We start from the raw sequence: 24,617 nt of genomic DNA, 5'->3' as shown, positions 1-24,617 counted from the left end.
TCTCGCTTGCGGCGCGGGGACGGGGCGGGCAGCTAGCGCGAAGCTCGACGCGGAAGGCTCCACGGACGGGCATCGGAGGACGGGTGCCGCAACGAAAACGCATCATGCTGGTCGAAGACACGGCCAGCCATCGTAAATTGTACGCATCGTGGCTACGGATCGGCGGCTATGATCCGCATGTACTCGCCGACGAACGCACCGTTCAGCAGGTGGTAGAGGACGTTCGCCCCGCTGCGATCATCGTCGACATTCGCCTGCCCAACGTCAGCGGGCTCGACGTGATCGAGGGGCTGAAGAGCGACGAGCGCACCCGCGCGATCCCGGTCATGGCGCTGACCGTGCTCGACAGCCAGACCGACCGTCAGGCCTGCCTTGATGCCGGTGCCGACGTGTTCGTGACGAAGCCCGACCGGATCGCGACCTTCCTCGATCGGATCGCGACGCTGCTCGCCTGAACCCTGCCGCGCCCTTCGCCAAACGTGACGAAGGGCACCCGATCATCGCCGCGGGCGGCGCAAGCGCGGCTCGGTAAAGCCCGCCTCCATCAGATTGGCGACCAGCAGATCGCGCTCGGCACTGGTCGGCGCGCCCATCACCACCACGATCATCCGCTTGCTTCCACGCCGCGCCGACGCGGCCAGGTTGAACCCCGCCTCGACGGTGTAGCCGGTCTTCAGCCCGTCCATTCCCTCGACTTTACCGAGCAACTTGTTGTGATTGGGCCGGACCTGCCGCTCCCAGGTGATCGAGCGCGTCTTGAACAGCCCGTAATGCTTCGCCTCCGCGCGGATTAGATGCCGCGCCAGCGTCGCCATGTCGCGCGCGGTACTGCGCCCGGCACTCGGCGCCAGCCCGGTCGCGTTGCCGAAGCGGGTGTGCGTCATCCCGATCTCCGCCGCGCGCGCGTTCATCCGCGTCACGAACGCGCGCTCGCTGCCCGCCAGACGATCGCCGATCGCCACCGCAATGTCGTTGGCGGAAATCACCGCGATCGCGCGCAGCGCCGCGTCGACCCGGATCGTCCGCCCGCGCCGCAGCCCCAGCTTCGACGGCTGCTGGCGCTCGCCCGCCGCGGTCATCGTCAGCAGTTCCCCCGGCCTCAGCGTCCCAGCGTCGATCGCCTCGAACGCGAGGAGCAGCGTCATCATCTTGGCGAGCGAGGCCGGCGGCCGCTCGCGATCGGCATTGTCTTCTTCCAGCACCTGTCCGGTGCCGGCATCGATCACGATCTCGGACACCGGAGCGCGGGGGGCGGCGGCCATCGGTGTGGCGGCGAACAGCGCCAGCCCCGACATCGCGATACGCAACACTTTCGACATGCGCGCAGACCTAACCGCTCGCCTGGCATACGACAACGCCGCGCGGCGGTTCACACGCCGTCGCGAGCCACCATATCGACCAAATGAACCGCGCCTTCTTCTCCCGCGATGTCGAAACGGTCGCTCGCGCACTGATCGGCGTGACGCTCACGATCGACGGCGTGGGCGGGACGATCGTCGAAACCGAAGCCTATGATGCCAACGATCCGGCATCGCACAGTTTTTCCGGGCCGGGGGTGCGCAACGCCGCGATGTTCGGCCCGGCGGGCGCAGCCTATGTCTATCGCATCTACGGGCTGCACCACTGCCTCAACGTCACCTGCGGCGACGGCGCGGCGGTGCTGATCCGCGCGCTCGCGCCGACCGATGGAGTGGAGGTGATGCGCGCCCGCCGCGCGATGACGCAAGCCGAGGCGTTGCTGTGCGCCGGCCCCGGCCGGCTGTGCAAGGCGCTGGGCGTCGACCAGTCGCTGAACAACGCACCGCTCGATGCGCCACCGTTCGCGTGGCGCGACCGCATCGCTGAGCCGCCGATCATCGCCGGCGCGCGGATCGGCATCACCCGCGCCGCCGCGGTGCCGTGGCGCTTCGTCCTGGACGGCTCCCCCTCACTGAGCCGTCCGGCGCCTACGAGCAATTACCGGTCATCCCGGACTTGATCCGATATTCCGCCACTTCTTTATGTCGTCAAGAAGCGGGGCCCCGGATCAAGTCCGGGGCGACACTTGAAATATCAATCCTTCAGTTCGCGGATCCAGATATTGCGATAGCTGATCGGTTGGCTCGGATCGCCGTGATCCTGCAACTTGATCGGCGCGCGTCCGTGCGCGACATATTTGGGCTGGCCGATATAGACCGTGCCGCCGCGAACCTCGGTATGGTTCTGCGTCAACACGCCGTTGATGTAGGCGGTGACATAGGCCGGCCGCGTCACCCTGCCATCTGCACCGAATTGCGGCGCGGACCACGTAACATCTACCGTCTGCCATTCACCCGGCTTGCGCGCCGGATTGGCGAGCGGCGGGGTCTGCTTGTAGATCGCGCCCAGCTGTCCGTTGACGTAGGTCTGGTTATTGTAGCTGTCCATGATCTGCATCTCGTACCCGTCGTCGCCCTTGCCGGTCGACGCCAGGAACAGCCCGCTGTTGCCGCGCGCCTGCCCCTCGCCGGTGATGTTGGCGGGGATGCGATATTCGAGGTGCAGCTGATAGCTGCCGAAGGACTGCTTCGTCTGGATGTTGCCGGTGCCCTTCTTCACCGTGAACGCGCCGTCCGCGACCGTCCATCCCGCCGCCCCACCGGTGTTGACCGCCGACCATTTGTCGAGGTTCTTGCCGTCGAACAGCACCACCGCATCGGCGGGCGCGGCCCAGCCCGCGAACGCGCCCGGCGTCACCACCGGCACGGCGGGCGACCATTGCTCGGTCGCCTTCGGATCGCCCTGCGGCGCCTGTGCGATCCCGGCGGACGCGGCAAGCAACAGCCCGCCGCCCAGCACGATACCCTTCATAGCTCCCATCCCTTTCGATATTCCCGATCCAGATAGCGGTTCGCATCCGCGACGTTGGTAACGCGCGACGCCGCCCCGTCATAGTCGATTGGCTGTCCGGCCTTCAGCGCGACGACGCCTAGCAACATCGTCTCGGTCAGCGGCACCGCGGTCGCGAACGGGCTGGAGATCGCCTCCTCCCCGCGGATCGCGCGGATCCAGTTCATCTCATGGCCGCCCATCCCGCCCTTAATGCGCGGCAGCGTCTGCGCCACCGCCTGCGCGCGCTCGGCGACGCCGTCACCGATCAAGGTTGGCTTCTCGCCATAGGTCTCGTGCATCAACATGCCCTGCTCGCCGATGTAGAGCACGCCCCCGCCCGGATCCATCCGCGCGCCTGCCGGCATCCCCGGGGGCGTCGGCGGCATCAGCCCGCCGTCATACCACGTCATGCGGATCGGCGCGCCCTTGGCATTGCCAAAGTCGAAATAGGTGACGGTCGCCAGCGGATAGCTGCCGTCGCCAGGGTTCTTGGGGCTGCCCCACACGCTGTGCCGCGTCTCGACGCGGGTCGGCAGCCCGAGTTCGAGCGCCCAAACCGGAAAGTCGACCAGATGCGCCCCCATGTCGCCCAGCGCGCCTGTCCCGAACGGCGCCCAGCCGCGCCAGTTGAAATGCGCGTACATCGGGTTGTAGCCCCAGTCGACCGGCGCCGGCCCCCGCCACGCCTCCCAGTCGAGCGAGGCAGGCGCGGCCACCGCCTCGGGTCGTGCCACGCCCTGCGGCCAGATCGGACGATTGGTCCACACCTGCACCTCGCGCACGCGCCCGATCGCGCCCCCGCGCAGGATCTCGACCGCGCGCCGCCCGTCGTCGCCCGAATGGCCCTGATTGCCCATTTGCGTGACGAGCTTGGCATTGTCGCGCGCCAGTCCGGCGAGCACGCGCCCCTCGCGCACCGTATAGGTCAGCGGCTTCTGCACATAGACGTGCAACCCGCGCTGCATGGCCCATTTCGCCGCCACCGCGTGATGATGGTCGGGCGCGGCGATCACCACCGCGTCCAGATCCTTGCGGATGTCGAGCATCCGCCGATAATCGCTATACTTATCGGCCTTGTCGTACGCGACCTTGAGCGCAGCGCGCTTGGGATCGGATACCGACTTCGCGACATGCGCCAGATCGACGTCGCACATCGCGACGATGTTCTGCGAGGTCAGGTTCGCCATGTTCGACGCGCCCATTCCGCCGGCGCCGATCACCGCCAGATTGACACGGTCGTTCGCGCCACGCCGCCGCGTGCGTACAGCGGCAGAGACGGGCGACGCGCCCAGCCCCGCCGCCGTCGCTGCCGCCCCGCCCAGCCAGCTTCGCCGGTCGATCGTCATCCATGCCTCTCCCGCTTTGTCGGCGGCACGATGATCGGAAAGGACAGTGAACACAACCCATTGAAACGCCAGTCCGTCATTGCGAGCGGAGCGAAGCAATCCAGGGCGTCCTGGTCCGGCTCTGGATTGCTTCGCTCCGCTCGCAATGACGGATCAGGTCACTTCACGGCAGCGGATACGGCCCCTTGCCGCCATCCTTGATGAAGCGATCGGCGCGCTGGTCGATCATCGGCAACGGCACAGAACCGAGGCTGAGCATCGCGTCGTGAAACGCGCGGATGTCGAACTTCTCGCCCAGCGCCTTCTGCGCCTTCGCCTTGGCGTCGAGGAACGCCAGCTCGCCCATGTAATAGCTCAACGCCTGCCCCGGCCACGCGATATAGCGATCGACCTCGGTGGTGATCTCGTGGTTCGACAAGGCGGTGTTATCACGCAGGTAGTTCTGCGCCTGCTCGCGCGTCCAGCCCTTGGCGTGGATGCCGGTATCGACCACCAGCCGCGCCGCACGCCACATCTGGTACGACAGCATCCCGAACGTCTCATAGGGCGTCTCGTACATCCCCATGTCCTCGCCCAGCGCCTCGCAATACAGCGCCCAGCCCTCGCCGAAGGCCGAAATATATTCGTCGCGACGATAGGCCGGCAGGTCGGTCAGCTCCATCGCGAACGGCATCTGGAACGCGTGCCCCGGCGCGCTCTCGTGCAGTGTCAGTGCCGGCAGCGAGTACAGCCCCCGCGACGGCAGGTCGTACGTGTTGACCAGATAGATGCCCGGCCCGCCGCGCCCGCTGGTATAGAACGGCGCGATATCGGGCGCGACCGGCTTGATCGCGAACCGCATCCGCGGCAGCCGCCCGAAATAGGTGCCCGCCTTGCCGTCGAAGGTCTTGGCGATCCACGCCGCGCGATTGAGCAGGTCCTGCGGGGTCTTGGCGTAGAATTGCGGATCGGTGCGCAGATAGTTCAGGAAGGCGGGCAGGTCCTTCTGCCACTTCACCTCGCGCATGACATCCTGCATTCGCGCCCGGATCTTGGCGACCTCTGCCAGCCCGATCGCGTGGATCTGCTCGGGCGTCAGGTCGCGCGTGACGAATTCGCGAATCTTCGACTGATAATAAGCGCGACCGTCGGGCAGGTCGTATGCCGCCAGCGATACGCGCGCGTTTGGGATATATTCGTCGCGCAGGAACGCCTGCAGCTTCTGGTGCGCGGGCACCACCGCCGTCGCGATGACGCGCTTGGCCTCGGCCCGCAGTGCCGCCTGCTTGTCGGCCGGAATGGTCGTGGGCAGCGTCTTGAATGGCGCGTAGAAGGGCGAGCCCTCGCCGCTCCCCGCTGCGACGATCTCAGCCACGCCCTTGTCGCGCCCGTCGAGCGTCACCTTCGGCGGCGTGAAGCCACGCTTCAGCCCGGCGCGCATGTTGACGATCTGCTGGTCATAATAGCGCGGCAGGCTGGCAAGTTGCGACAGATAACGGCGCAGCGCCGGCTCGTCGCGATACGTTTCGCGCGCCATCCCGCCGATGCTCATCCAGAAACTGGTGTCGGCGTTCAGCGGCTTCTCGAACTCGCGATATTGCTGTTCCGCAAGCAAGGCGCTGATCTGCCCGCGATAGACGGTATAATCGTCGCGCGCCTGCGGCGACAATTTGGCCGGATCGATCCGGTCGAGCGCGGCCATCGTCTCGGTCCATCGCTTGGTCATCGCCGCCTGCGCCGCCGGGCCGACGTCGGGCAATGTCGCATTCTGACTGGCGGGCGCGTCCTCGTCGGGGCCGTTCAGCGTCCGCCGCCACGCATATTCGCTCTCGGAGAGCTTGCGGAACGCCGCGTCGCTCGCCGGCACCGCCGCGGTTGCCGGGGGCGTGGCGGGCTGCGCCGCGGCGGGCGCGGCCATCAACAGCGTCAGCGCAAGCGTGATCGTCATGCCTTCTCCTTCGTCACTTCGTCGATATCGTCGAGCAATTGGCGCGAGATCAATACGCCCTCTCGCGCGCTGACGGGGCGCAGCTTGTGCCGCCGTGCGCCCGAAACCCGTGCCTCCTGCCCCTCGATCGCCGCGAACACCGTCTCGGCACGCGCGAGATGGTCGGCCGCCGCCGCGCCGAGGAACCCGGCCGGATCGAGCGCGAGGATCAACTCGCCCCCAAGCGGCGAACCCTTGCGCCCGGCATCCCAGGCGATCGATTCCGCGCTGGTCAGATCACCGATCAGCGGCCCGGCAAGCAATTCGACCATCAGCGCCAGTGCCGAACCCTTGTGCCCGCCGAACGTCCGCATCGCGCCCGCCAGCACCGCGGCGGCGTCGGTCGTGTCGCTGCCGTCCGGCGCATGGCCCCAGTCGGCCGGCACCGGCTTGCCCGCGCGGCGGTGCAATTCGATCTCGCCGCGCGCCACCGCGCTGGTCGCGAAGTCGAACACGAACGGCGCCTTGTCCGTGCGCGGCCAGCCGAACGCGATCGGGTTGGTCCCGAACACCGGCTGCGTGCCCCCGGCCGGCGCGACCCACGCATGATTGGGCGTCACCGCCAGCGCGACCAGCCCTTCCTCGACCAGCGCCTCGATCTCGGGCCATAGCGCCGCGAAATGGACGACATTGTTGATCGCGAGTGCGGCGATGCCGTTGGCGCGTGTCGCCGCGACCAGTGCCGCGCGTCCGGTTTCGAACGCTAGTTGCGCGAACCCGCCCTTGCCGTCGACCCGCACCACGCCGCTCGCGCGCTGCTCAAGCACCGGCACCGCATCGGGCACCACCACCCCGGTCGCCACCGAATGCGCCGCGACCAGCAACCGGTACAGGCCATGCGCCCCGCACCCGTCGCGCTCCCCGGCGACGATCGTCTCCGCGACCGCCGCGACATGCGCCGGCGCCAGCCCGACGCGCGTCAGCGTGGCACGCGCATAATCGCGCACCTCGTCGAGCGTCATCCGGACCTGTCCGTCACTCATGCACGCGGCTCCTGCTTTGCGGTGAACAGCCGTACCCCGAACACCGGCCCGGCGGTGTTCTTGTCATGCGGCACGAAGCGTACCCGGACCTTCGACTTGCCCTTGGTCAGCGCCTCGGGAACCGGATAGTCGACATCGAAGAACGCGCCCGGCTTGTCGGTATCCAGCGTCTGCGTGGCGATGCGCTGATTGTCGACCAGAATGTCGAATGTCCGCTTGCGCTCGTCCCCCCAATAGGTCGCCTGCAACACCAGCGGACCCGGCTTCACCGCCATAGTGAACTCGAAGAACCCGCCCGTCCGCGCGTCGCGCCCGTTCCGTCCGCGATAGGCGAGCGGGTAAGAAATCTCCGACGTCAGGTTATGATCGCGCTCCGGCTGCATCTCGCCGAGGTGCATCACGTCCACCGAACGCGCCGCCAGATCCTTCTGCCGTACCTGCTCGGCGAGGAACGCGGCCTCCTCCACCTTCCACTGCGCATCGGTGAAGCGCTTGAAATACACCGCGCTGCGCCGGTCGTACTGGCGGTAGAACGGCACGAAGGACAGGTCGGCCGGACGGATCAGCCCGGTCGTCGCATATTGCGCGCTCTCCTCATCCACCGGATGGAAGGCGGCGAGCAGATCCTGCCCGACCATTGCCGGCTCGGGATGATCCCAGTCTCCATCGGCACGCCCCAGATCGGCGGCGAGCACCAGCGGTCCGCGCAGCACCGCGATCGTCTGTTCGTCACCCGGCGTAGCTTCCAGCCGCAGATCGAGCGGCAGCCGGATCGTCACACTGTCGCCCGCCTTCCAGCGGCGGGTGACGATCGCATAGCCGCCCGCCTGCGTCGCGTCGGCGGGCTTGCCGTTGACCAGCACCTCATGCCCTTTTGCCCAGCCCGGCACGCGCAGCGCGACCGGGAAGCGTCCCGCCTTGCCCAGCTTCGTAAAGGTCAGCGTCGCTTCGCCGTCGAACGGATAGACGGTGTCGAGCCCCAGCGTCGCGTCGCGTTCCTTCCACGTCGCGTCGGCGGGGATGTAGAGGTTGACGATCAGCGTGTCGTCGCCGCTCCAGAAGATGCTCTCGCCGTGCTTGGAATGGCTCTCCATGCCCGTCCCGACGCAGCACCAGAATTCCTCACCCTCGCGCTCAGAATAGGCGCGCTTCGCCCCCGACATCAGCGGCATCATGTAGGTGAAACCGCCGTTGACCGGCTCCTGATGCGCCATGATGTGGTTGAGGTGCGCACGCTCGTAGAAATCGAACAGCGCGCCATCGGGCTGCCACGCGAACAGATGCCGCGTCAGCTTGAGCATATTATAGGTGTTGCAGCTCTCGCACGTCTGGTCGGTGATGTGCTGCGCGATCGTGTCCGCACCGCTGAAATATTCGCGGTCGGCATTGCCGCCGATGACATAGCTGTGATGCCGCGTCACCTGCTCCCAGAAGAAGCGCGCCGCGGTCGCCTGCTCGGGTTTGCCCGTGATCTCGTGCAGCCGCGCCAGCCCGATCAGCTTGGGCACTTGCGTATTGGCGTGGAAGTTCGCGAGTTGGTCGCGCTTCTGGGTCAGCGGATCGAGGTTCCGCTTGTCGTAGATGCGCTTGGCGAGCCGCAGCCAGCGCGCATCGCCGGTGCGCGCGTGCAGCTCGGCGAAGCTCTCGTTGAGCCCGCCATATTCGCACGCCAGCATCACCTGCACCTGCTCGTCGTTCAAGCTGGCGAAGACGCGCTCGATATAGCCGCCCAGCCCAACCGCGATCGCCATCGCCTGCTCGTTGGGACCGATATGGTCGACGATGTCGAACAGCCCGGTGTAGAGCTTGTGCCAGTTGTAATAGGGCACCCAGCAGCCGTTGAGATCGAACCCGGCCGAGCGGATCTCGCCGCGCATGATCTCGGGGAAGATCTCCTTGCCGTTGACAACCGTGCCGTCCTTGCGCTTGCGCGAGAAGCCCGCGACATAGCCGTCGCCATGCGCCGCCTGACAGCGCGCCAGTTCACCGAGGATGTAATTAGCGCGTTCGACACAGTCGGTGCAGCCGGTTTGCGCGTGCATCAACGCCAGCGCGGACAGATAATGGCCCAGCGTGTGGCCCGCGATCGTATCGCTCTCCCACCCGCCATAGACCTCGCCCTTCGGCGACAACCCCGCAAACTGATGGTAATTGTGCAGCAGCCGATCCGGTGATAGTCGCAGCAGATAGGCGCGGTTGACCTCGACCGCGCGCGCATAGTCCGATGGCCGCAACCGCACCGCGGACAGCGGAAACGCCTTGGCCGTGGCGGGCAGCCCCGCCCCCGCCTGCGCCGCAGCCGGCACGGCCAGCATCGGCAACGTCGCCGAGGACATCAGGAACGCGCGACGGCCAACAATCATTTCCATCTCCCCGGAATATTGTATACGATACGTCTCGCTGGTACGAAGTCAATCGAACCGCGACAAAAAAAGGGTGAGCGATGCGACGGCTGGCTTTCTATCTTGCGGGCGCTGCGCTGGCGAGCGGCGCGCTGCTCCATGCGGCACCGGCGCGTAAAACCGGTGACACGGGTGGCGCTCTGACGCTCACGCTCGATCCGGCGAGCCAGACGTTGCGCACCTTGTCGCCCCGCGCGGAGCCGGGCTTCGACTTCGTGCCGAGCGGCCGCGCCGCGACCCGCAGCGGCGATGGCTTCAACCAGATCGGCGACCTCCACCTGCGCGTGCGCGGGACGGACGGCGCATGGCGCGACTTCTCCTCGGCGCAGCACCGCGTGCCCGTTCGCGCACTCGCCGCCACCGGCAATGTCATCGCGCGCGCCGACATCACCGCGACGATGGGCGAGGGCTTCCCGCTCACCGTCGAACGCACATGGCTGCGCGACAAGGGCGCGCCGGTGTTGCGCTTCACGCTCTCCAACCGCGGCACCACGCCGGTCGAGATCGGCGCGCTCGGAATGCCGATGGTGTTCGACAATATCATCACCGACCGCTCGCTCGAACAGGCGCACGCACAGGCGAGCTTCGTCGATCCGTATATCGGCAATGACGCCGGCTATCTTCAGGTCACGCGGCTCAACGGCAAGGGACCGGCGCTGCTAGTGCTCCCCGACGGCCGCACCCCGCTCGAACAATATCGCATCCTCGACGACGCGCGGCGCAAGTCCGCCAGCCCGGTCTTCACCGATCGCACGCAGCGCCAGCAGACGTTCGAGGGCTTCTACGACTGGATGGTCGCGAGCAGCGCCATGGCCGACAAGGGGCAACCGTGGAACCCCGCCACCGGCTTCACGCTCGCGCCCGGCGAACAGCGCACGTTCGGCGTGCGCCTGGTCGCCGCGCCGTCGATCCGTGGGATCGAGGCGACCCTGCAAGCCGAGCGCCGCCCGGTCGCGGTCGGGATCCCCGGTTATGTCGTCCCCAACGACAGCCCGGCCGACCTGTTCGTCCGCGCCGCACAAGCCGTGCGCGACGTCAAGGTCACGCCTGCCGATGCGCTGACGCTCACCAAGGTGGCGGGGCCGCCGGGCTGGAACCGCTGGCGCGTCACCGGCACCGGCTGGGGCCGCGCGCGGGTTGCGATCACTTATGCCGATGGCAGCGTGCAGAGCGTTCATTACTACGTCACCAAGCCGCTCGCGCAGGTTGCCGCCGACCTCGGCCGCTTCAGCACCACGCGGCAATGGTTCGACGACGCCGCCGACCCGTTCCACCGCGCACCCTCGATCCTCACCTATGACCGGGAGGCGAACAAGATCGTCTCGCAGGACCAGCGCGTCTGGATCGCGGGGATGAGCGACGAGGGCGGCGGCGGGGCGTGGGTCGCCGCGACGATGAAGCAGCTCGACAATCCCGATGCCGGCGAGGTTGCCAAGCTGGAGCGGATGGTCGACGAGACCGTGCTGCCCAAGTTGCAGTCCTCGGACGGCGGCGTGAAGAAGAGCCTGTTCTACTACGATCCCAAGACGTTCGGTTCCTATTACGACAAGGGCATCGACTGGTCGACCTGGGCGTCGTGGGACAAGAAGCAAGCCGACGATCTCGGCCGCTCGTACAATTATCCGCACGTCGCGATCGGCCATTGGGTGCTGTACCGGCTCGCGCGCCATCACGCCGGCCTCGTCACGCGCCACGACTGGCGCTTCTATCTCGACCATGCCTATCGCACGACTGTCGCGATGATGCGCGACGCGCCGCATTATGCGCAATTCGGGCAGATGGAGGGCGAGATCTTCCTCGAAATCCTGCTGGACCTGAAGCGCGAGGGGCTGACCGCGCAGGCGAACGAAGTCGAGGGGCTGATGAAGGCGCGCGCCGATCACTGGCGCACGCTCGCTTATCCGTTCGGCAGCGAGATGGCGTGGGATTCGACCGGCCAGCCCGAAGTCTATGCGTGGATGCGCTATTTCAACCATCCTAAGGAGGCGGCGGTCACGCGCGAGGTGATCCTCGGCTACGATCCGACGATCCCGCACTGGGGCTATAACGGCAATGCGCGCCGTTATTGGGACTTCCTGTACGGCGGCAAGGTCAAAAGGATCGAGCGGCAGATCCACCATTACGGCTCGGCGCTGAACGCGGTCCCGCTGTTCGACGCCTATCGCCGCGATCCCGCCGACCTCCATTTGCTGCGCGTCGCCTATGGCGGCTTCATGGGCGGCATCACCAACATTGACCGAGAGGGCTTCGCCTCGGCGGCGTTCCACTCCGAACCCGATATGATGCGCTGGGACGCGTACACCGGCGACTACGGCATGGGCTATTTCGGCCATGCCTATGCCGCGGCGACCTATCTGGTGAAGGACGCCACGTTCGGCTGGCTCGGCTTCGGCGGCACGGTGCGCGAGGACGGTGCGGCGGTCGAGATCGCACCCCACGACGGCGCACGCACGCGACTGTTCGTCGCGCCGGCCGGGCAGTGGATCACGCTGGCGGCGGGCACGATCGCGAAGGCGCGCTGGGTGCCGGCGACCCGCCGCATCGAACTGACGCTCGACCCGGCGACCGCGACGACACCGGCCGCGCAGGTGTCGGTGGAAGCACCGGCAGGCGGCGCGCCCTACACGATCGACAAGGGCAAGCCGGAAGCCGGCTTCACGACGATCGCGCTTTCCCCGGCCGCCACCACCGTGACTCTCACGCCCCGCTAACCACCGTCGCCCCGGACTTGATCCGGGGGCCCGCTTCTTCTCGACCGATCAGGTAAAGCGGGATCCCGGATCAAGTCCGGGATGACGATAATGGACCGTCATCCCCGCGGAGGCGGGGATCCAGAACCTCTGACCTCCGCGGCTCAAGCGTAAAGCTGCGCGTCTGGATTCCCGCCTCCGCGGGAATGACGAGGACGTTGTCCGCGAGCCTACCGCGCCCCACCCAGCGCGCGCAGGAAGAAGTCATATTCCCGCCGCTGCCCATAAGCGACCGGCCCCGTCGACCGCCCGACGGCATGTTCGCCGTTCGGCACCACCAGCAACTCGAAATCCTTGTCCGCGCGCACCAGCGCGTCGACCACTTGCATCGTCGAGGCCGGATCGACGTTCGAATCCTGCTCGCCGACCACCAGCAGCAACTTGCCCTGCAACTTGCTGGCATGGACCACTCCCGACGCCGCCAGATAGCTCGCGTCGACCGGCCAGCCGAGCCATTGTTCGTTCCAGTCGATCTTGTCCATGCGGTTGTCGAAACACCCCGCGAACGCCACCCCGGCCTTGTAGAACTCCGGGTGGAACAACAACGCGTTGAGCGTGCTCTGCCCACCCGCCGATCCGCCATAGATGCCGACCCGCGACAGATCGACCGCCGCGTCCTTCGCCGCCAGCGCCTTCATCCACGCGATGCGATCGGGAAAGCCGCTGTCGGCGAGGTTCTTCCACGCGACGTCGTGGAACGCCTTCGAGCGGTTCGCCGTCCCCATCCCGTCGATCATCACGACGATGAAGCCGAGATCGGCGATCTGCTGCATCCCCATCGCCTTGTCGCCGCCGGAGAAAGCGCCGAACGGCCAATAGCCCTTGGGCACGAAGCTGTCGTGCGGCCCGGCATAGATGTTCTCGATCACCGCATAACGCTTCGCCGGATCGTAATCGCGCGGCCGCACCACCAGCCCGTAGATGTCGGTCGTGCCGTCGCGCCCCTTCGCCACGAACGGCTCGGGCGGACGATAGCCGGCGGCGGTCAGCGCGCGCACGTCGCCACGCTCCAGCGTCGCCAGCACCTTGCCGTTCATCGCATCGCGCACATCCGCGACCTCGGGCACGTCGGTGCGGGAATGCACGTCGACGAAGGTCCGCCCGTCGGGTGCGAAGCTCGCGTCGTGCGTTTCGTCGCCATCGGTTAGCCGCGTCAGGTTGCGCCCGTCATAGTCCACGCGAAACCAGTGTTTGTGATACGGGTCCTCGCCCGCCGTCACCCCGCTCGCCGAGAACCAGATGCGGCGCTGTTCGTCATCGACACGCGCGATGTCACGCACCACCCACGAACCGCGCGTGATCTGTCGCTTAACCCGCCCAGTCGCCGCGTCGATCAGGTACAGGTGCCGCCACCCGTCGCGCTCCGACGCCCAGATCAACTCTCGTCCCTCGTCGCCGATATCGTGCGCATAGCGCCGCTCGTTGAAGATGAAGGTCTTCGCATCCTCGCGCACCGCCTCATGCGCCGCGCCGGTCGCGGCGTCGACCGCGATCACCGCGGCGTGCTGAAATCCGCGTCGCATGTAATCGAACGCGAAGCTCCTTCCGTCCTTGCGCCAGCTGATCGTGCCGAGCTGCCACGGATTTGGGAACAAGGCGTCCGACACCTCGATCCGCCGCCCGGTCGCCGCCTCGAAGAGCACCGGCCGTTCCTGATCGATCGCGTCGCCGGGTTTGGGATAGAGCTGCTCGGCGAGCACCGGCTGCACCTGTCCCTTCGGCGAGGACACCACCCGCGTCACGATCCGCCGATAACCGGGCCGCACGCGATACAGTGCGATCCACTTGCCGTCCGGCGACCAGCTGATCGTCTCGGGATCGTAGAAGTCGCTGGGGCTGCCGTCCTGACTGCGCCACGCCTCCGCGCCACCGTCCGTCGCGCGCAGCACGAGATTGTCGTCGATGACCAGCGCCTCACGCGCGCCATCGGGCGAGCGGTGTGGCACGTTGAGCGCGGGTACCTTCAGGTCACGCACCACCCCGAATCCGCGCGGTCGCAGCCCCTCGCCGCTGGCCGGCGCGCAGACATAATCGGTCAGCGTGCAGCGCCACGGCACATAATCGATCGCGAAGTCGATCGCACGCCGCTCGCCCTCGAACGCGAAATGCTCGAACGGCAGCCGCTTCGGATCAACCGTTTGCCCCAGCGCCTTGCCGAGTCCCTTCGCCACCGCCGCCGTGTCGAACGCCGTTGCCTTGGCACGCGTCGCGGCATCGACATCGACGAACGCGAACCCGCCCTCGACGGTCTTGCGATAATGGAAGTGCCGCCCGTCCGCGTCCCACTCCGCCGGGAAGGCGATGTCACGCGTCAGCCATTGCCATTGATCACGCAACGCGATCGAACGCGCGACGCGCGGATCGGTCTGCGCCAGCGCCGGGGTGGCGAGCAGCGCGAGCGTCAGCAGCGCGCGCCTCACTGCGCCGCCCCCAGCGTATAGGTCCATTCGAGCGGTGCGAGCGACACGCGATATTTCATGTGCGGCCGCCCATCGAGGCTCCAGCCCGTATCACCCCCAACCCCGCTCTGCGCCGCGTCGATCAACAGCGTGCCGTCGCCATGCGCGCGGATGTCGCTGCTATGCGCTTTGGCGGGCGGCTTCTCCATCAGGTCGGCGTAGGGGAACGGCAGCGCGTTGATCGCCAGCGGCCGGTCGCCGCTCACCCGCACCCCCGCGCCGGTCGCCCCGGTCACGTCGAGCCAGCGCACGTCCTGCTTGAAGCCCGATTCCTGTGGGCGCGCATAATCGTGATATTGCGCGGCCAGCGCGCCGCGCCACTCGCCGATCAGCGCCGCGGTCTTGCGGTCGGCATAATTCTCCCACGGCCCGCGCCCGTACCAGTGCAGCCGGTCGAGCGTCGGCGTCATGTGGAACTGCACCCCGACGCGCGGCGGATCGGGCAGGTCGTCACGGATCGGTGCGAAGCGCACCGCCGCACGCGCTTGCCCCTTGCTGTCCATCGTCCAGCGCGTGATGACCTTCACCGAACCCACGCCCATGTCGTGCGTCACGACTATCGCATCACCATCGACCGCCAGCGCGTCGAGCCGACGGCTGTTGCTGAACTGCTCCCACATCTTGTGCGTCTTGGTCACGCCGGTACCGACGTCATTGTCGGTCGGCGCACGCCAGAAATCGGGCGCGCCGCCGGTCAACAACGTCGCACCACCACGCGCATAGCGCTTCACCAGCCCGGTCGCCTTGTCGATCTCCAGCACCGCATCGCCCGCCGCCAGCCGCCACGCGTCGCCGCCATCGACCGGCGCGACGCTGCCGGCCGGCGCAGCGAGCACGCGCGGCGGCGACAGCGCGAATTGCTCGTATCCGACGACATGCCCCGCCTCGACTAGCGGGATCGCCCCCCTAGTCGCGCGCGCGCGCAGCACCAGCATCCGCTCCGCCCCGCCATCGCGTGCCGCCGGCAGCGCCAGCGACAGCGGCGCACGCGCGCCCGGCGCGACCTGCGGCATCGCCACCGATCCGCGCGCCACCTCGCGCCCGTCCTCCAGCACCGCATAATCGAGCGTGAAGCGGGACAGATCGATATGGTCGTGGCGGTTCACCACCGTATAGCCCGCGCCGTCAGGCTCGAACTGGATCGGCGCATAGACCTTGGCCAGCTCGTAATATTCGGGGTCGGGCGTCCGGTCGGACTGGATCACCCCGTCGCCGACCGGGCTGTCGTCGCCATCCGGCACGAAGTCGCGCCCCTGCGCCCAATATTCGCGGCCCTGCGCATCCTTCTTGATGATCGTCTGGTCCACCCAGTCCCACACGAACCCGCCCTGCAGCTTCTTGTGCGCGTGGATGACGTCCCAATAATCCTGAAAATTGCCCAGGCTGTTGCCCATCGCATGCGCATATTCGCACAGGATCAGCGGCTGAGTGAACTCGGGCCGTTCGGCGTAATCGACCAGTTTCTCTACATCGTCATACATCGGCGCAAAAATATCGACATAGGCATTGGTCGGGTGCCGCCACCCGCTCATGCTATAGCCGAGGAAATTGATCAGCCGCGTATTGTCGCGCGCCCTCACCCATTTCGCCGCCGCCTCGAAGTTGCTGCCGATCCCGGTCTCATTCCCCAGCGACCAGAAGATGATCGACGGATGATTCTTGTCGCGCTCGACCATCCGCTCGACGCGGTCGAGATGCGCGGCCTTCCACTCGGGCTTGTAGCCGAGCAGCGTATGTTCGGGATCGCCGTTCTGCTGCGCCTCCGCCAGATAGCCGTGGCTCTCGATATTGGCCTCGTCCATCACATACAGGCCGAACTCGTCGGCCAGATCGTAGATGCGCGGATCGTTGGGATAGTGCGACAGCCGCAGCGCGTTGATGTTCGCGGCCTTCATCAGCTCCAGATCGCGGCGCAGCGTCGCGTCGGAGACGACGTGGAAGGTATGCGGATCATGCTCGTGGCGGTTGACGCCGCGGATCGTGACGCGCCGCCCGTTGACGCGCATCTCGCCGTCTTGAATCGCGACGGTGCGGAAGCCGATCTTGCGCGCGGTCGCCTCGACCACCTTGCCCTTCGCGTCGAGCAACTCGACCAGCAACGTATAAAGCTCGGGCGTCTCCGCGCTCCACGCGCGCACCGCCGGAATGTCGCCGTCGAGCCGCACATTGCGCGCCGCGTCCGGTGCCCCCTCACGCTTCAGCAGCACGCGTCCCTGATCCAGCACGGTCGCGCGCACCCGCACCGGCGCAGTGCCGCCGCCGACCGCGACGTTCAGCGCCAGCGTCCCGTCGCGATAATCGTTCGCCAGCCCCGCGCGCACATCGACATCGCGCAGGTGCGTCGCGGGCGCGGCATAGAGCGTCACGCTGCGCTCGATTCCGTTGACCCGCCAGAAATCCTGATCTTCCAGATAGCTGCCATCGGCATAGCGATATAGCTCGATCGCAACCGTGTTGCGCCCCGCGTGCATCGCCTTCGTCACGTCGAATTCGCCGGGCAGCTTCGAGTCCTCGGAATAGCCGACCCGCTCACCGTTCACGAACAGATAGTAAGCCGCTCCCGCCGCGCCGACCGTCAGCAACAGCCGCCGTCCCGCGAACTCCGCCGGCACCACCACGTCGCGCCGGTACGAGCCGACCTCGTTCATCTTGTGATCGATCCACGGCTGGTTGCGCGGGAACGGATAGCCCGCGCCGACGAACACCGGCGTCCCCTGCCCCTCAGCCTGCAAGATGCCGGGCACCGCCACCTTGCCCCATTTGCTGACGTCATAGCCGGGCTGCTCGAACCCGACCGGCCGCTCTTCGGGCGTCGGCGAGTGATGAAACGACCATTGCCCGTCCAGCGACAGATGATAGCGCGAGCGCGCCACATCGTCGCGCAATGCCGCCTTGCTGTTCTCGAACCCGGCGAAGGTCGCGTGCATCGGCTCGGCTCCGATGCGGATCACCTCGGGCCGCTCCCATTCGGCGGGTGTCGCAGTCTGGGCGGTCGCCTGTGCGATCGCCAGCGTTGATACCAGCACGGCAAGTGCGACCCGACCCGTCATCGTCATTCCTCCCACGACGACGGCCGACGCGCACGCGCGCCGGCCGTCCCCTTCATTTCACCGTCCTCAGAACTCGGCCGACAGGCCGACGAAGAAGGTGCGCCCGGCGACGTCGTACACGCCGGGATAAGTGTTGCCATTACCGAACGACGCCAAAACGCCCTGGGCGATCGCAGGTGGGTCACGATCCAGCAGGTTGTTCACGCCGATGCGGAACGTCAGCTCCTTCGTCACGGTCGCCGTGGCGGCCAGATCGAAGTAATTGGCGACCGGCAGGCGCGAGTTGATGACGTAGGTGGCGCTGCCCGGGAACTGCGCCTTGTCGTTGAACGACACCTTGGTCGGGCCGATGTAACGCCAGTTGAGCGAGATCGACCCCTTGTCGTCCGGCGAGGTCCAGGTGAAGCGCGCCTGGTGACGCCATTCGGGGTTCGGCTGGCCGCAGGTGCCACCGAATAGCCCCTTGCAGTCATAGGACGAGAGACCCGGCAGCGGTTCGGTGGTCAGGTCACGCAGCCACGTGCCGACGAAGCTCGTGCTCAGCGCGCCGATGCCGGTGCGGAACGTGTAGTCGGCGGTGAAGTCGATGCCGCTGGTCGCCAGCGAGCCCGTGTTCTGCGTCGTCGACAGGACGTAACCCGCCGTGTTGGCGTCTCCCGAGAACAACACCCCGTTGCGCGGATTGCGGTTGAACAGCGAGCAGAAGAACGGATTGCCGGTTCCGATGCACTGGTCGATCGTCAACTGCATCGGGATGGAGTTGATGTAGTTCTTCACCTTGATGTTGTAGTAATCGACCGACAGCGTCAGCCCCCTCACAAAGGTCGGGGTCAGCACCACACCGGCGGTATAAGTATCCGCCACCTCGGGCTTCAGCGCCGGATTGCCGCCGAAGAAGCCGGTGCACTGCTCGCTCGGACATTCCGGAATGCGGCCGTACTGCGCCGCCGTCACGCCAGTGAGGGCGCACTGGGCGGCGGTTGCCGTCGGCGAGGTGGTTTTCGGGTCATTATCCACGACGCCGGCGCACGGGTCCTGCGTTCCGACGTTGCCCGGGTATTGCGGCGAGTACAGCTCGGTGATGTTCGGCGCGCGGATCGCCCGATTATACCCGCCACGCAGGCGCAGATCGCGTGTCGGCGCCCATGCCAGTTCGCCCTTGTAGGTCGAGATACCCTTGGAATTGATGCTGTACTTGGAGAAACGATAGCCACCGGTCAGCGACAATTCCTCGAAGAACGGTCGGTTCTCAACCAACGGCACGCGCACTTCTGTGAAGCCTTCGGTCACGTTGAAGGCGCCAGCATTCTCCTTGGTGCCCTTGGCGAGCGCCAGCGCATCGGCCTTGAACTCAAGACTTTCACGGCGATGCTCGACGCCGACCACCACGCCGATGCCGGTGTCCGCCCAAGGCAGCTTCGCGCCATATTCGCCGCCGTCGAACGTCACCGTGCCGGACAGCACCGTCTCCTTGTCCAGCCCTTCGGTGCTTGTCGGGGCGTAGATATAGCCAAGCGCCTCGGCGGTTGGCCCGCCATATTGGAAGACGTTGAGCGGAACGCAGCTCGGGTCCGACTTGTCGATGACCGACTGACAGGTTGGCACGCCGTTGACCAGGCTGACCTTCAGGGCGCGATTGGCACGCGCCGGGTCGATGTCGTTCTGATAGGTCTCGTTATAGATCACGGTCGAGAACAAGGCGTTCGCGTCGTAGCGGATACCCTTGGCGATCTCGCCACGCACGCCGCCGGTCACGCGATAATCGGTGTGACGCAGGTCGTCGCGCCGCGGCTGCGCGGGCGCGGCCACCGGGCGGTAACCGATATAGGTGTCCTGATTGACGCTCTTTCCGGCATTGTCGCCGCAGAGCAATCCGGCCTGCTGCGCGCTCATCAGCGGATTGTCGCAATTCACCGAATAGCCATAGCCGTAGAACAGCGCCGATGGCGCGACCTGCGAATTGGTGCGGTCGTCCATGAACATGAAGCTGCCGTACACCTCGACGGCGGGGGTCACCTCATATTTCGCGAACGCACCGGCGGTGATCCGCGTGTCGTTGCGCTGGAAGTAGTTCAGCGGCGAATAATTGTAGCGGAAGCTGTTGTCATACGGCACCCACGTCTTCTGGCCGTCCTTGGTGTTGTTGAAGTCGCCGGCACCGTCGCGCTGCGGTGTGAAACGGCCGAATTCGTTGTTCGACGAGCCACCGCAAATCAACGCGGTCCGATCGCCGTTCGGATCGAGCGCGCAAGCGGAAACGTCGCGATTGTACTGGAGGATCGGCTTCACGTCGCGATAGCCGAAATAGGCGGTCACATTGCCGCGATTGTCCGCGAAATTCGCGCCCATCGCGATGTTCGCGTCGAAGCGCTGCCCATCGACCGGCGTGTCGGGCGCGCGGTTGAAGCCGGCGCCGGCCACCCGGTCGCGATTGGTGGTGTTGTCGTTGTGATGGGCGGAGAAACCGTATTGCACGTTGCCCAGCACGCCGTTCAGATCGTCGCGCAGCACGAAGTTGATGACGCCCGATACCGCGTCCGAGCCGTATACCGCGGACGCGCCGCCGGTCACCACGTCGATCCGCTTGACCATGAACGACGGGATGAAGTTCAGGTCGGTCGCCTGGATCGGCAACAGGCGCTGCCCGTTGACCAGCGTCAGGTTACGATTGGCGCCGAGATTGCGCAGGTTGACCTTGGCGGTGCCGTCCGAACCGTTCGAGACGTTCTCGTTGGCGTCCGGCGTGATCTGCGGCAGGCGATTCAGCACGCTCTCGATGTTGGTGGCGCCCTGCAGGCGGATTTCGCCCGCGTCGACCGTGGTGATCGGGCTGTTGCTCATCACGCCCGGCTGCGCGAGGCGGGTGCCGGTTACGACGACACCTTCCCCTTCGACATCGGACCCTGCGGCCGTCGCCTGATTGTCTGCCGTTACCTGCGCCATCGCCGGCGTTGCTCCGCCGAGCACTAACGCACCGATCGCGGCCGAAACCAGCCACCTCTTCGCTCCAACCACGTCTACCCCCATCTTTTCGCTTGTTTGACAAGGGCGTGGATACACGAAAGACACAACGTAACAAATATATTATACGATACAGACCGTGAAAAATTACGCGGTGAGGTTACTGGGAGACAGAAACGTGTCTAGATCGCGGGCAAAACAGCAGTTCGGTAGCGAATATGCCTAAATTCCGGGCATCAACTGTCCACGTTGCCAACGCCTCGAAATTCGCGGCGTAAATCGAGCACGGTCTGCTCGATATGCGCGAACATCCGCGCACGTACGGCCTCCACGTCGCGCGCCAGCCAGCTCTCCAGCAACTGCGCATGTTCGTCGTTGGCGCGCTGGTCACGCCCCAGCGGCTCGAGGTGCTTGCGGACATAGCGCTCGCCCAGGACGTGCAACCGCTCCAGCATCGTCGTCGTGATCGGCTGTTGCGACGGGCGCAGCAGCGCGAGGTGGAACGCGCGATTGAACGCCCCAACGCCATCGCCGTGCGCGTTGGTCGCCTCGTCGAGCTGCGCCAGCGTCTGCTTCGCCGCTTTTCGTTCCTGATCGGTCGCGCGGGCCGACGCCTGTGCCGCCACTTCCGGCTCCAGCTTCAGCCGCAGCGCATAGACTTCCTCGGCCTCGGCGATCGTCAGTTCGCGCACGAAATAACCGCGGTTCGCACGCGACCGAACCAGACCTTCCTGTTCCAGCCGGGTCAGCGCCTCGCGCAACGGGATCTTGCTGACACCCAGTTCCGCGGCAAGCGCGTCCTGCCGGATCGCCCGATCCACATCCACCTGACCCGCGAGGATACGATCGCGGACCAGATCCACCAGCTGTTCGGAAAGATTGCGGACGATAATACCGGTCATGAAAAGTCCCAACCGGCAGAGATGTACCGGTAAATCAACTTAAACCGCGTACGACGCGCGACGCAATGCCTCATAAGCGCGTGTTCTTATTAATAGTACAAATGCTAACATGCTGCGGCGGCGATGCTACCCACTTTGACTGTAATGCCCGATGGTTGTCCCGCCATTTCACGCTCGGACGCCCGCGCGCTGAGGCAGCGGACGGACGGGGTTTACCCGAACCGCCCCAGATCGAACGGAGACAGGTCAAAGGCCGGTGCCTCTTCGTGCAGCAGCGCCGCCAGCGCCTCGCCGCTCGTCGCCGACAGCGTCAGTCCCAGATGCTGATGCCCGAACGCATAGGCCACTGCGCCGCGCCGCCCGATCGCGGGCAGATAATCGGGCAATGTGGGTCGCGCGCCCATCCACGGCGCAACCGGTTCGCGCAGCGGCAGCCCCAGTGCCGCGACATGCGCGCGCAGCCGCGCCCATTTGCGCGGATCGGCCGGCGTGTCGACGCGGGCGAACTCGACGATGCTCGCCGCCCGCAGCCGACCGGCAAAGCGCGTCACGATCATGGAGCGATCCTCGAACACCACCGGCGGCTGGTCGGCGGGCCAGTCGCCCGGATCGCCCTCGATATGATAGCCGCGCTCGGCGATCAGCGGCGCGCGCAGCCCCAACGGAGCGACCAGCGGCGCCGATGCTGCACCCGCCGCCACCACCACCACATCGGCGTCGATCGGCGCGCCTTCGTCCAGGGTCACGCGCGCGCGACCATCGCGTTCCAGGACGGAACGGGCCCGGTCGTGCACCCTCGCTCCCCCTGCGGCGACGAAGCGATCGATCAAGGCAGCGCCCAGCGCACCGGTATCGGTGATCTGTCCGCTGCCCTCGAACCGGACCGCCCCGGCGATCGGGGCGGTGGTTAGCGTGCGCAGCCGCGCCAGCTCCGCATCGCTCGCCTCGCGCACCGTCGCCGTGCCGGTATCCGCCGCCAGCCACGCCGCACGCCCGCGCGCAGCGCTCTGCGGCGTCTCCCAGACGACGAAATGCCCGTCGACGCGCAGCAACTCGGGCACCCCCGCATCCGCCAGCACGCGCTGCCACGCCGGGATTGCGGTTTCGAGCATCGCCGACAGCGCCGCCTTGCCGCGCGCGAACCGCGCCGGTGCGCTCGCCCGCAACAGCCGCATCGTGAACGGCAGCCACGCGCCGATTGCCCGAATCGGCAGCGCCAGCGCCCCGCCGCGCGAGAACAGCCGCTTCGGCACGGTCTTTACCGTCGCCCGTGATGCGAGCGGCTCGACCTGCTCGACCGCGATATGCCCGGCATTGCCCCATGACGCGCCGCGCCACGGCGCATCGGGCGCGACGATCGTCACCTCGGTCCCGCGCCGCTGGAGCGCGAGCGCGACGTTCAGCGCGACGACCCCGTCGCCGACGACGATCGCCGAGCGGATCATCCGTGCGCCCGCACCAGGCTGCGCGTGCGACCGTACGCCAGATAGAAGACGACGCCGAGCACGTTCCACAACGCGAACCGCTCCAGCGTATGCGTCGGCAGGCTGACCAGCAGGTAGATGCAGCCGAGGATCGCCAGCGCCCCGACCAGCATCGGCGCCGGGCAGCGGAATACGCGCTTCAGCTCGGGCGCGCGCTTGCGCAACACCATCATGCACGCCGCCACCGCGATGAACGCCAGCAACGTGCCCGCATTCGCCAGCTCGGCGATCTCGTCGAGCCGGAAGAACCCCGCCACCGCCGCAACGAATACGCCCGTCACCATCGTCACCAGCGCCGGCGATCCGGTGCGCGCCGACACCCGGCTGAGGCTACGCGGCAGCAGCCCGTCACGCGACATCACGAAGAAGATCCGGCTCTGCCCGTACATCATCACCAGAATGACCGAGGGCAGCGCGATCAACGCCGCCAGCCCGATCGCCCAGGCCGCGAACGGATGCTGGAGCGTGCGCAACACATAAGCGAGCGGCTCGGCCGATTTGCCGAGGTCGATGTAGCTCACCGCCCCGATCGCCGCGACCGCGACGCCCATATAGATCAGGGTGCACGCCGCCATCGACCCGATGATCCCGATCGTCAGGTCGCGCCCGGGATTGCGCGCTTCCTCCGCCGAGGTCGCGACCGCGTCGAAGCCATAGAAAGCGAAGAACACGATCGCCGCCGCCGCCATCACCCCGCGCGTCGCGCCATTCTCGACATGGCTGCCGAAGCCATAGGGCATGAAGGGTTCGAAACTGCCGCCGTTGAACGCGGGCAGCGCGACGAACACGAACACCGCCAGCGCAACCATCTTGATCGCGACCAGCACGATGTTGAACGTCGCGCTTTCCTTGGTGCCCGCGACCAGCATCCCCGCGATTCCCAGCGCGACCAGCACCGCGGGCAGGTTGACGATCCCGCCGCCGTGCGGCCCGGACAGCAGCACCGCCGGCAGATGCACGCCCGCGCTCTGCAACCAGCCGACCAGATAGGCCGACCAGCCGACCGCCACCGTCGAGCAAGCGAGCGAATATTCGAGGATCAGGCTCCACCCGACGATCCACGCGATGCTCTCGCCGATCGCCGAATAGGTATAGGTGTACGCACTACCCGCGGTCGGGATCAGCGTCGCCATCTCCGCATAGGCGAGCGCAGCGCACGCACACACCGCACCGGCAATCGCGAACGACAGGATCACCGCCGGCCCGGCGCGATCCGCACCGACCCCCGTCAGCGTGTAGATGCCGGTGCCGACGATCGCGCCGATCCCCAGCGCGATCAGATGCGGCCAGCTCAGCGTCTTGCGCAGCTTGCGATCCGGATCGGCTTCGCGTGCGTCGAGCGGCTTGAGCGGGCCCAACAATCCTCGTGCCAAATGCCTCTCCCTTACCGACGTTTATTCTTTTACCCGACCGTCATCCCCGCGCAGGCGGGGATCCAGAACCTCTGACCTTTCGGCATTTGCG

15 protein-coding genes are annotated in these 24,617 nt (G+C 66.7%); 3 read left to right on the top strand and 12 right to left on the bottom strand.

Translation table 11 applies throughout. The features are described from left to right. The first annotated feature begins 104 nt into the window (after positions 1-104). Entirely contained in the window at positions 105-455 is a 351-nt protein-coding gene (locus SPHPH_RS0103815) for a response regulator transcription factor (protein ID WP_037488043.1), read from the top strand. Between the two features lie 42 nt (positions 456-497). On the opposite strand, the gene SPHPH_RS0103810 is transcribed toward SPHPH_RS0103815, so the two are convergent. Beyond that, positions 498-1,319 (bottom strand): D-alanyl-D-alanine carboxypeptidase family protein, encoded by an 822-nt coding sequence (locus tag SPHPH_RS0103810; RefSeq protein WP_028965492.1) that lies wholly within the window; start codon positions 1,317-1,319, stop codon positions 498-500. Between the two features lie 83 nt (positions 1,320-1,402). Between SPHPH_RS0103810 and SPHPH_RS0103805 the strand changes: the two genes are divergently transcribed. Beyond that, positions 1,403-1,978 (top strand): DNA-3-methyladenine glycosylase, encoded by a 576-nt coding sequence (locus tag SPHPH_RS0103805; RefSeq protein WP_028965491.1) that lies wholly within the window; start codon positions 1,403-1,405, stop codon positions 1,976-1,978. A 74-nt stretch (positions 1,979-2,052) separates the two neighbouring features. Here the strand turns inward: SPHPH_RS0103805 and SPHPH_RS0103800 are convergent, their stop codons facing one another. The 5 genes from SPHPH_RS0103800 to SPHPH_RS0103780 form a co-directional block, all read right to left on the bottom strand. Then, complete coding sequence (locus SPHPH_RS0103800) at positions 2,053-2,829, bottom strand: 3-keto-disaccharide hydrolase (RefSeq protein WP_037488040.1); 777 nt, start codon at positions 2,827-2,829, stop codon at positions 2,053-2,055. Then, the gene (locus SPHPH_RS0103795) at positions 2,826-4,196 is read right to left on the bottom strand and encodes a Gfo/Idh/MocA family protein (RefSeq protein WP_037488038.1); all 1,371 of its coding nucleotides are present in this window, start codon (positions 4,194-4,196) and stop codon (positions 2,826-2,828) included. The genes SPHPH_RS0103800 and SPHPH_RS0103795 overlap by 4 nt, the downstream gene beginning before the upstream one ends. Positions 4,197-4,359: 163 nt before the next feature. After that, positions 4,360-6,123: a DUF885 domain-containing protein gene (locus SPHPH_RS0103790; protein ID WP_028965488.1), complete on the bottom strand. Its 1,764-nt coding sequence runs from the start codon at positions 6,121-6,123 to the stop codon at positions 4,360-4,362. Continuing rightward, positions 6,120-7,145, bottom strand: coding sequence for an Ldh family oxidoreductase (locus SPHPH_RS0103785; protein ID WP_028965487.1), 1,026 nt, complete (start codon positions 7,143-7,145; stop codon positions 6,120-6,122). Before SPHPH_RS0103785 ends, SPHPH_RS0103790 begins: the two co-directional genes overlap by 4 nt. After that, a complete protein-coding gene (locus SPHPH_RS0103780; protein ID WP_028965486.1) occupies positions 7,142-9,508 on the bottom strand; it encodes a glycoside hydrolase family 127 protein in 2,367 nt (788 codons plus the stop codon). The genes SPHPH_RS0103785 and SPHPH_RS0103780 overlap by 4 nt, the downstream gene beginning before the upstream one ends. An 80-nt stretch (positions 9,509-9,588) precedes the next feature. Between SPHPH_RS0103780 and SPHPH_RS0103775 the strand changes: the two genes are divergently transcribed. Then, positions 9,589-12,258 (top strand): DUF5695 domain-containing protein, encoded by a 2,670-nt coding sequence (locus SPHPH_RS0103775; protein WP_028965485.1) that lies wholly within the window; start codon positions 9,589-9,591, stop codon positions 12,256-12,258. Between the two features lie 209 nt (positions 12,259-12,467). On the opposite strand, the gene SPHPH_RS0103770 is transcribed toward SPHPH_RS0103775, so the two are convergent. The 6 genes from SPHPH_RS0103770 to SPHPH_RS0103745 form a co-directional block, all read right to left on the bottom strand. Then, positions 12,468-14,717 (bottom strand): S9 family peptidase, encoded by a 2,250-nt coding sequence (locus tag SPHPH_RS0103770; protein ID WP_238302870.1) that lies wholly within the window; start codon positions 14,715-14,717, stop codon positions 12,468-12,470. Then, on the bottom strand, positions 14,714-17,806 hold the full coding sequence (locus SPHPH_RS0103765; protein ID WP_028965483.1) for a glycoside hydrolase family 2 TIM barrel-domain containing protein: 3,093 nt from the start codon (positions 17,804-17,806) through the stop codon (positions 14,714-14,716). The genes SPHPH_RS0103770 and SPHPH_RS0103765 overlap by 4 nt, the downstream gene beginning before the upstream one ends. A gap of 66 nt (positions 17,807-17,872) precedes the next feature. Then, on the bottom strand, positions 17,873-20,749 hold the full coding sequence (locus SPHPH_RS0103760) for a TonB-dependent receptor domain-containing protein (RefSeq protein ID WP_238302868.1): 2,877 nt from the start codon (positions 20,747-20,749) through the stop codon (positions 17,873-17,875). A 254-nt stretch (positions 20,750-21,003) separates the two neighbouring features. Further along, positions 21,004-21,669 (bottom strand): GntR family transcriptional regulator, encoded by a 666-nt coding sequence (locus tag SPHPH_RS0103755; RefSeq protein WP_028965481.1) that lies wholly within the window; start codon positions 21,667-21,669, stop codon positions 21,004-21,006. Between the two features lie 212 nt (positions 21,670-21,881). Beyond that, the gene (locus SPHPH_RS0103750) at positions 21,882-23,114 is read right to left on the bottom strand and encodes an NAD(P)/FAD-dependent oxidoreductase (RefSeq protein ID WP_028965480.1); all 1,233 of its coding nucleotides are present in this window, start codon (positions 23,112-23,114) and stop codon (positions 21,882-21,884) included. After that, on the bottom strand, positions 23,111-24,526 hold the full coding sequence (locus SPHPH_RS0103745) for an amino acid permease (protein WP_028965479.1): 1,416 nt from the start codon (positions 24,524-24,526) through the stop codon (positions 23,111-23,113). The genes SPHPH_RS0103750 and SPHPH_RS0103745 overlap by 4 nt, the downstream gene beginning before the upstream one ends. Positions 24,527-24,617 lie beyond the last annotated feature (91 nt).

The organism is Sphingomonas phyllosphaerae FA2 (assembly GCF_000427645.1).
GTDB lineage: Bacteria > Pseudomonadota > Alphaproteobacteria > Sphingomonadales > Sphingomonadaceae > Sphingomonas > Sphingomonas phyllosphaerae.
Note: the sequence above shows the minus strand (reverse complement) of the source record. Positions and strands in the feature narration are given on the sequence as shown.

Excerpts from the sequence above, each read along its gene's own strand:
- SPHPH_RS0103750 (WP_028965480.1), bottom strand. The coding sequence starts at position 23,114 with ATGATCCGCTCGGCGATCGTCGTCGGCGACGGGGTCGTCGCGCTGAAC.
- SPHPH_RS0103790 (WP_028965488.1), bottom strand. The coding sequence starts at position 6,123 with ATGACGATCACGCTTGCGCTGACGCTGTTGATGGCCGCGCCCGCCGCG.
- SPHPH_RS0103765 (WP_028965483.1), bottom strand. The coding sequence starts at position 17,806 with ATGACGGGTCGGGTCGCACTTGCCGTGCTGGTATCAACGCTGGCGATC.
- SPHPH_RS0103780 (WP_028965486.1), bottom strand. The coding sequence starts at position 9,508 with ATGATTGTTGGCCGTCGCGCGTTCCTGATGTCCTCGGCGACGTTGCCG.
- SPHPH_RS0103760 (WP_238302868.1), bottom strand. The coding sequence starts at position 20,749 with ATGGCGCAGGTAACGGCAGACAATCAGGCGACGGCCGCAGGGTCCGAT.
- SPHPH_RS0103775 (WP_028965485.1), top strand. The coding sequence starts at position 9,589 with ATGCGACGGCTGGCTTTCTATCTTGCGGGCGCTGCGCTGGCGAGCGGC.
- SPHPH_RS0103755 (WP_028965481.1), bottom strand. The coding sequence starts at position 21,669 with ATGACCGGTATTATCGTCCGCAATCTTTCCGAACAGCTGGTGGATCTG.
- SPHPH_RS0103785 (WP_028965487.1), bottom strand. The coding sequence starts at position 7,145 with ATGAGTGACGGACAGGTCCGGATGACGCTCGACGAGGTGCGCGATTAT.
- SPHPH_RS0103800 (WP_037488040.1), bottom strand. The coding sequence starts at position 2,829 with ATGAAGGGTATCGTGCTGGGCGGCGGGCTGTTGCTTGCCGCGTCCGCC.
- SPHPH_RS0103795 (WP_037488038.1), bottom strand. The coding sequence starts at position 4,196 with ATGACGATCGACCGGCGAAGCTGGCTGGGCGGGGCGGCAGCGACGGCG.
- SPHPH_RS0103810 (WP_028965492.1), bottom strand. The coding sequence starts at position 1,319 with ATGTCGAAAGTGTTGCGTATCGCGATGTCGGGGCTGGCGCTGTTCGCC.
- SPHPH_RS0103805 (WP_028965491.1), top strand. The coding sequence starts at position 1,403 with ATGAACCGCGCCTTCTTCTCCCGCGATGTCGAAACGGTCGCTCGCGCA.
- SPHPH_RS0103815 (WP_037488043.1), top strand. The coding sequence starts at position 105 with ATGCTGGTCGAAGACACGGCCAGCCATCGTAAATTGTACGCATCGTGG.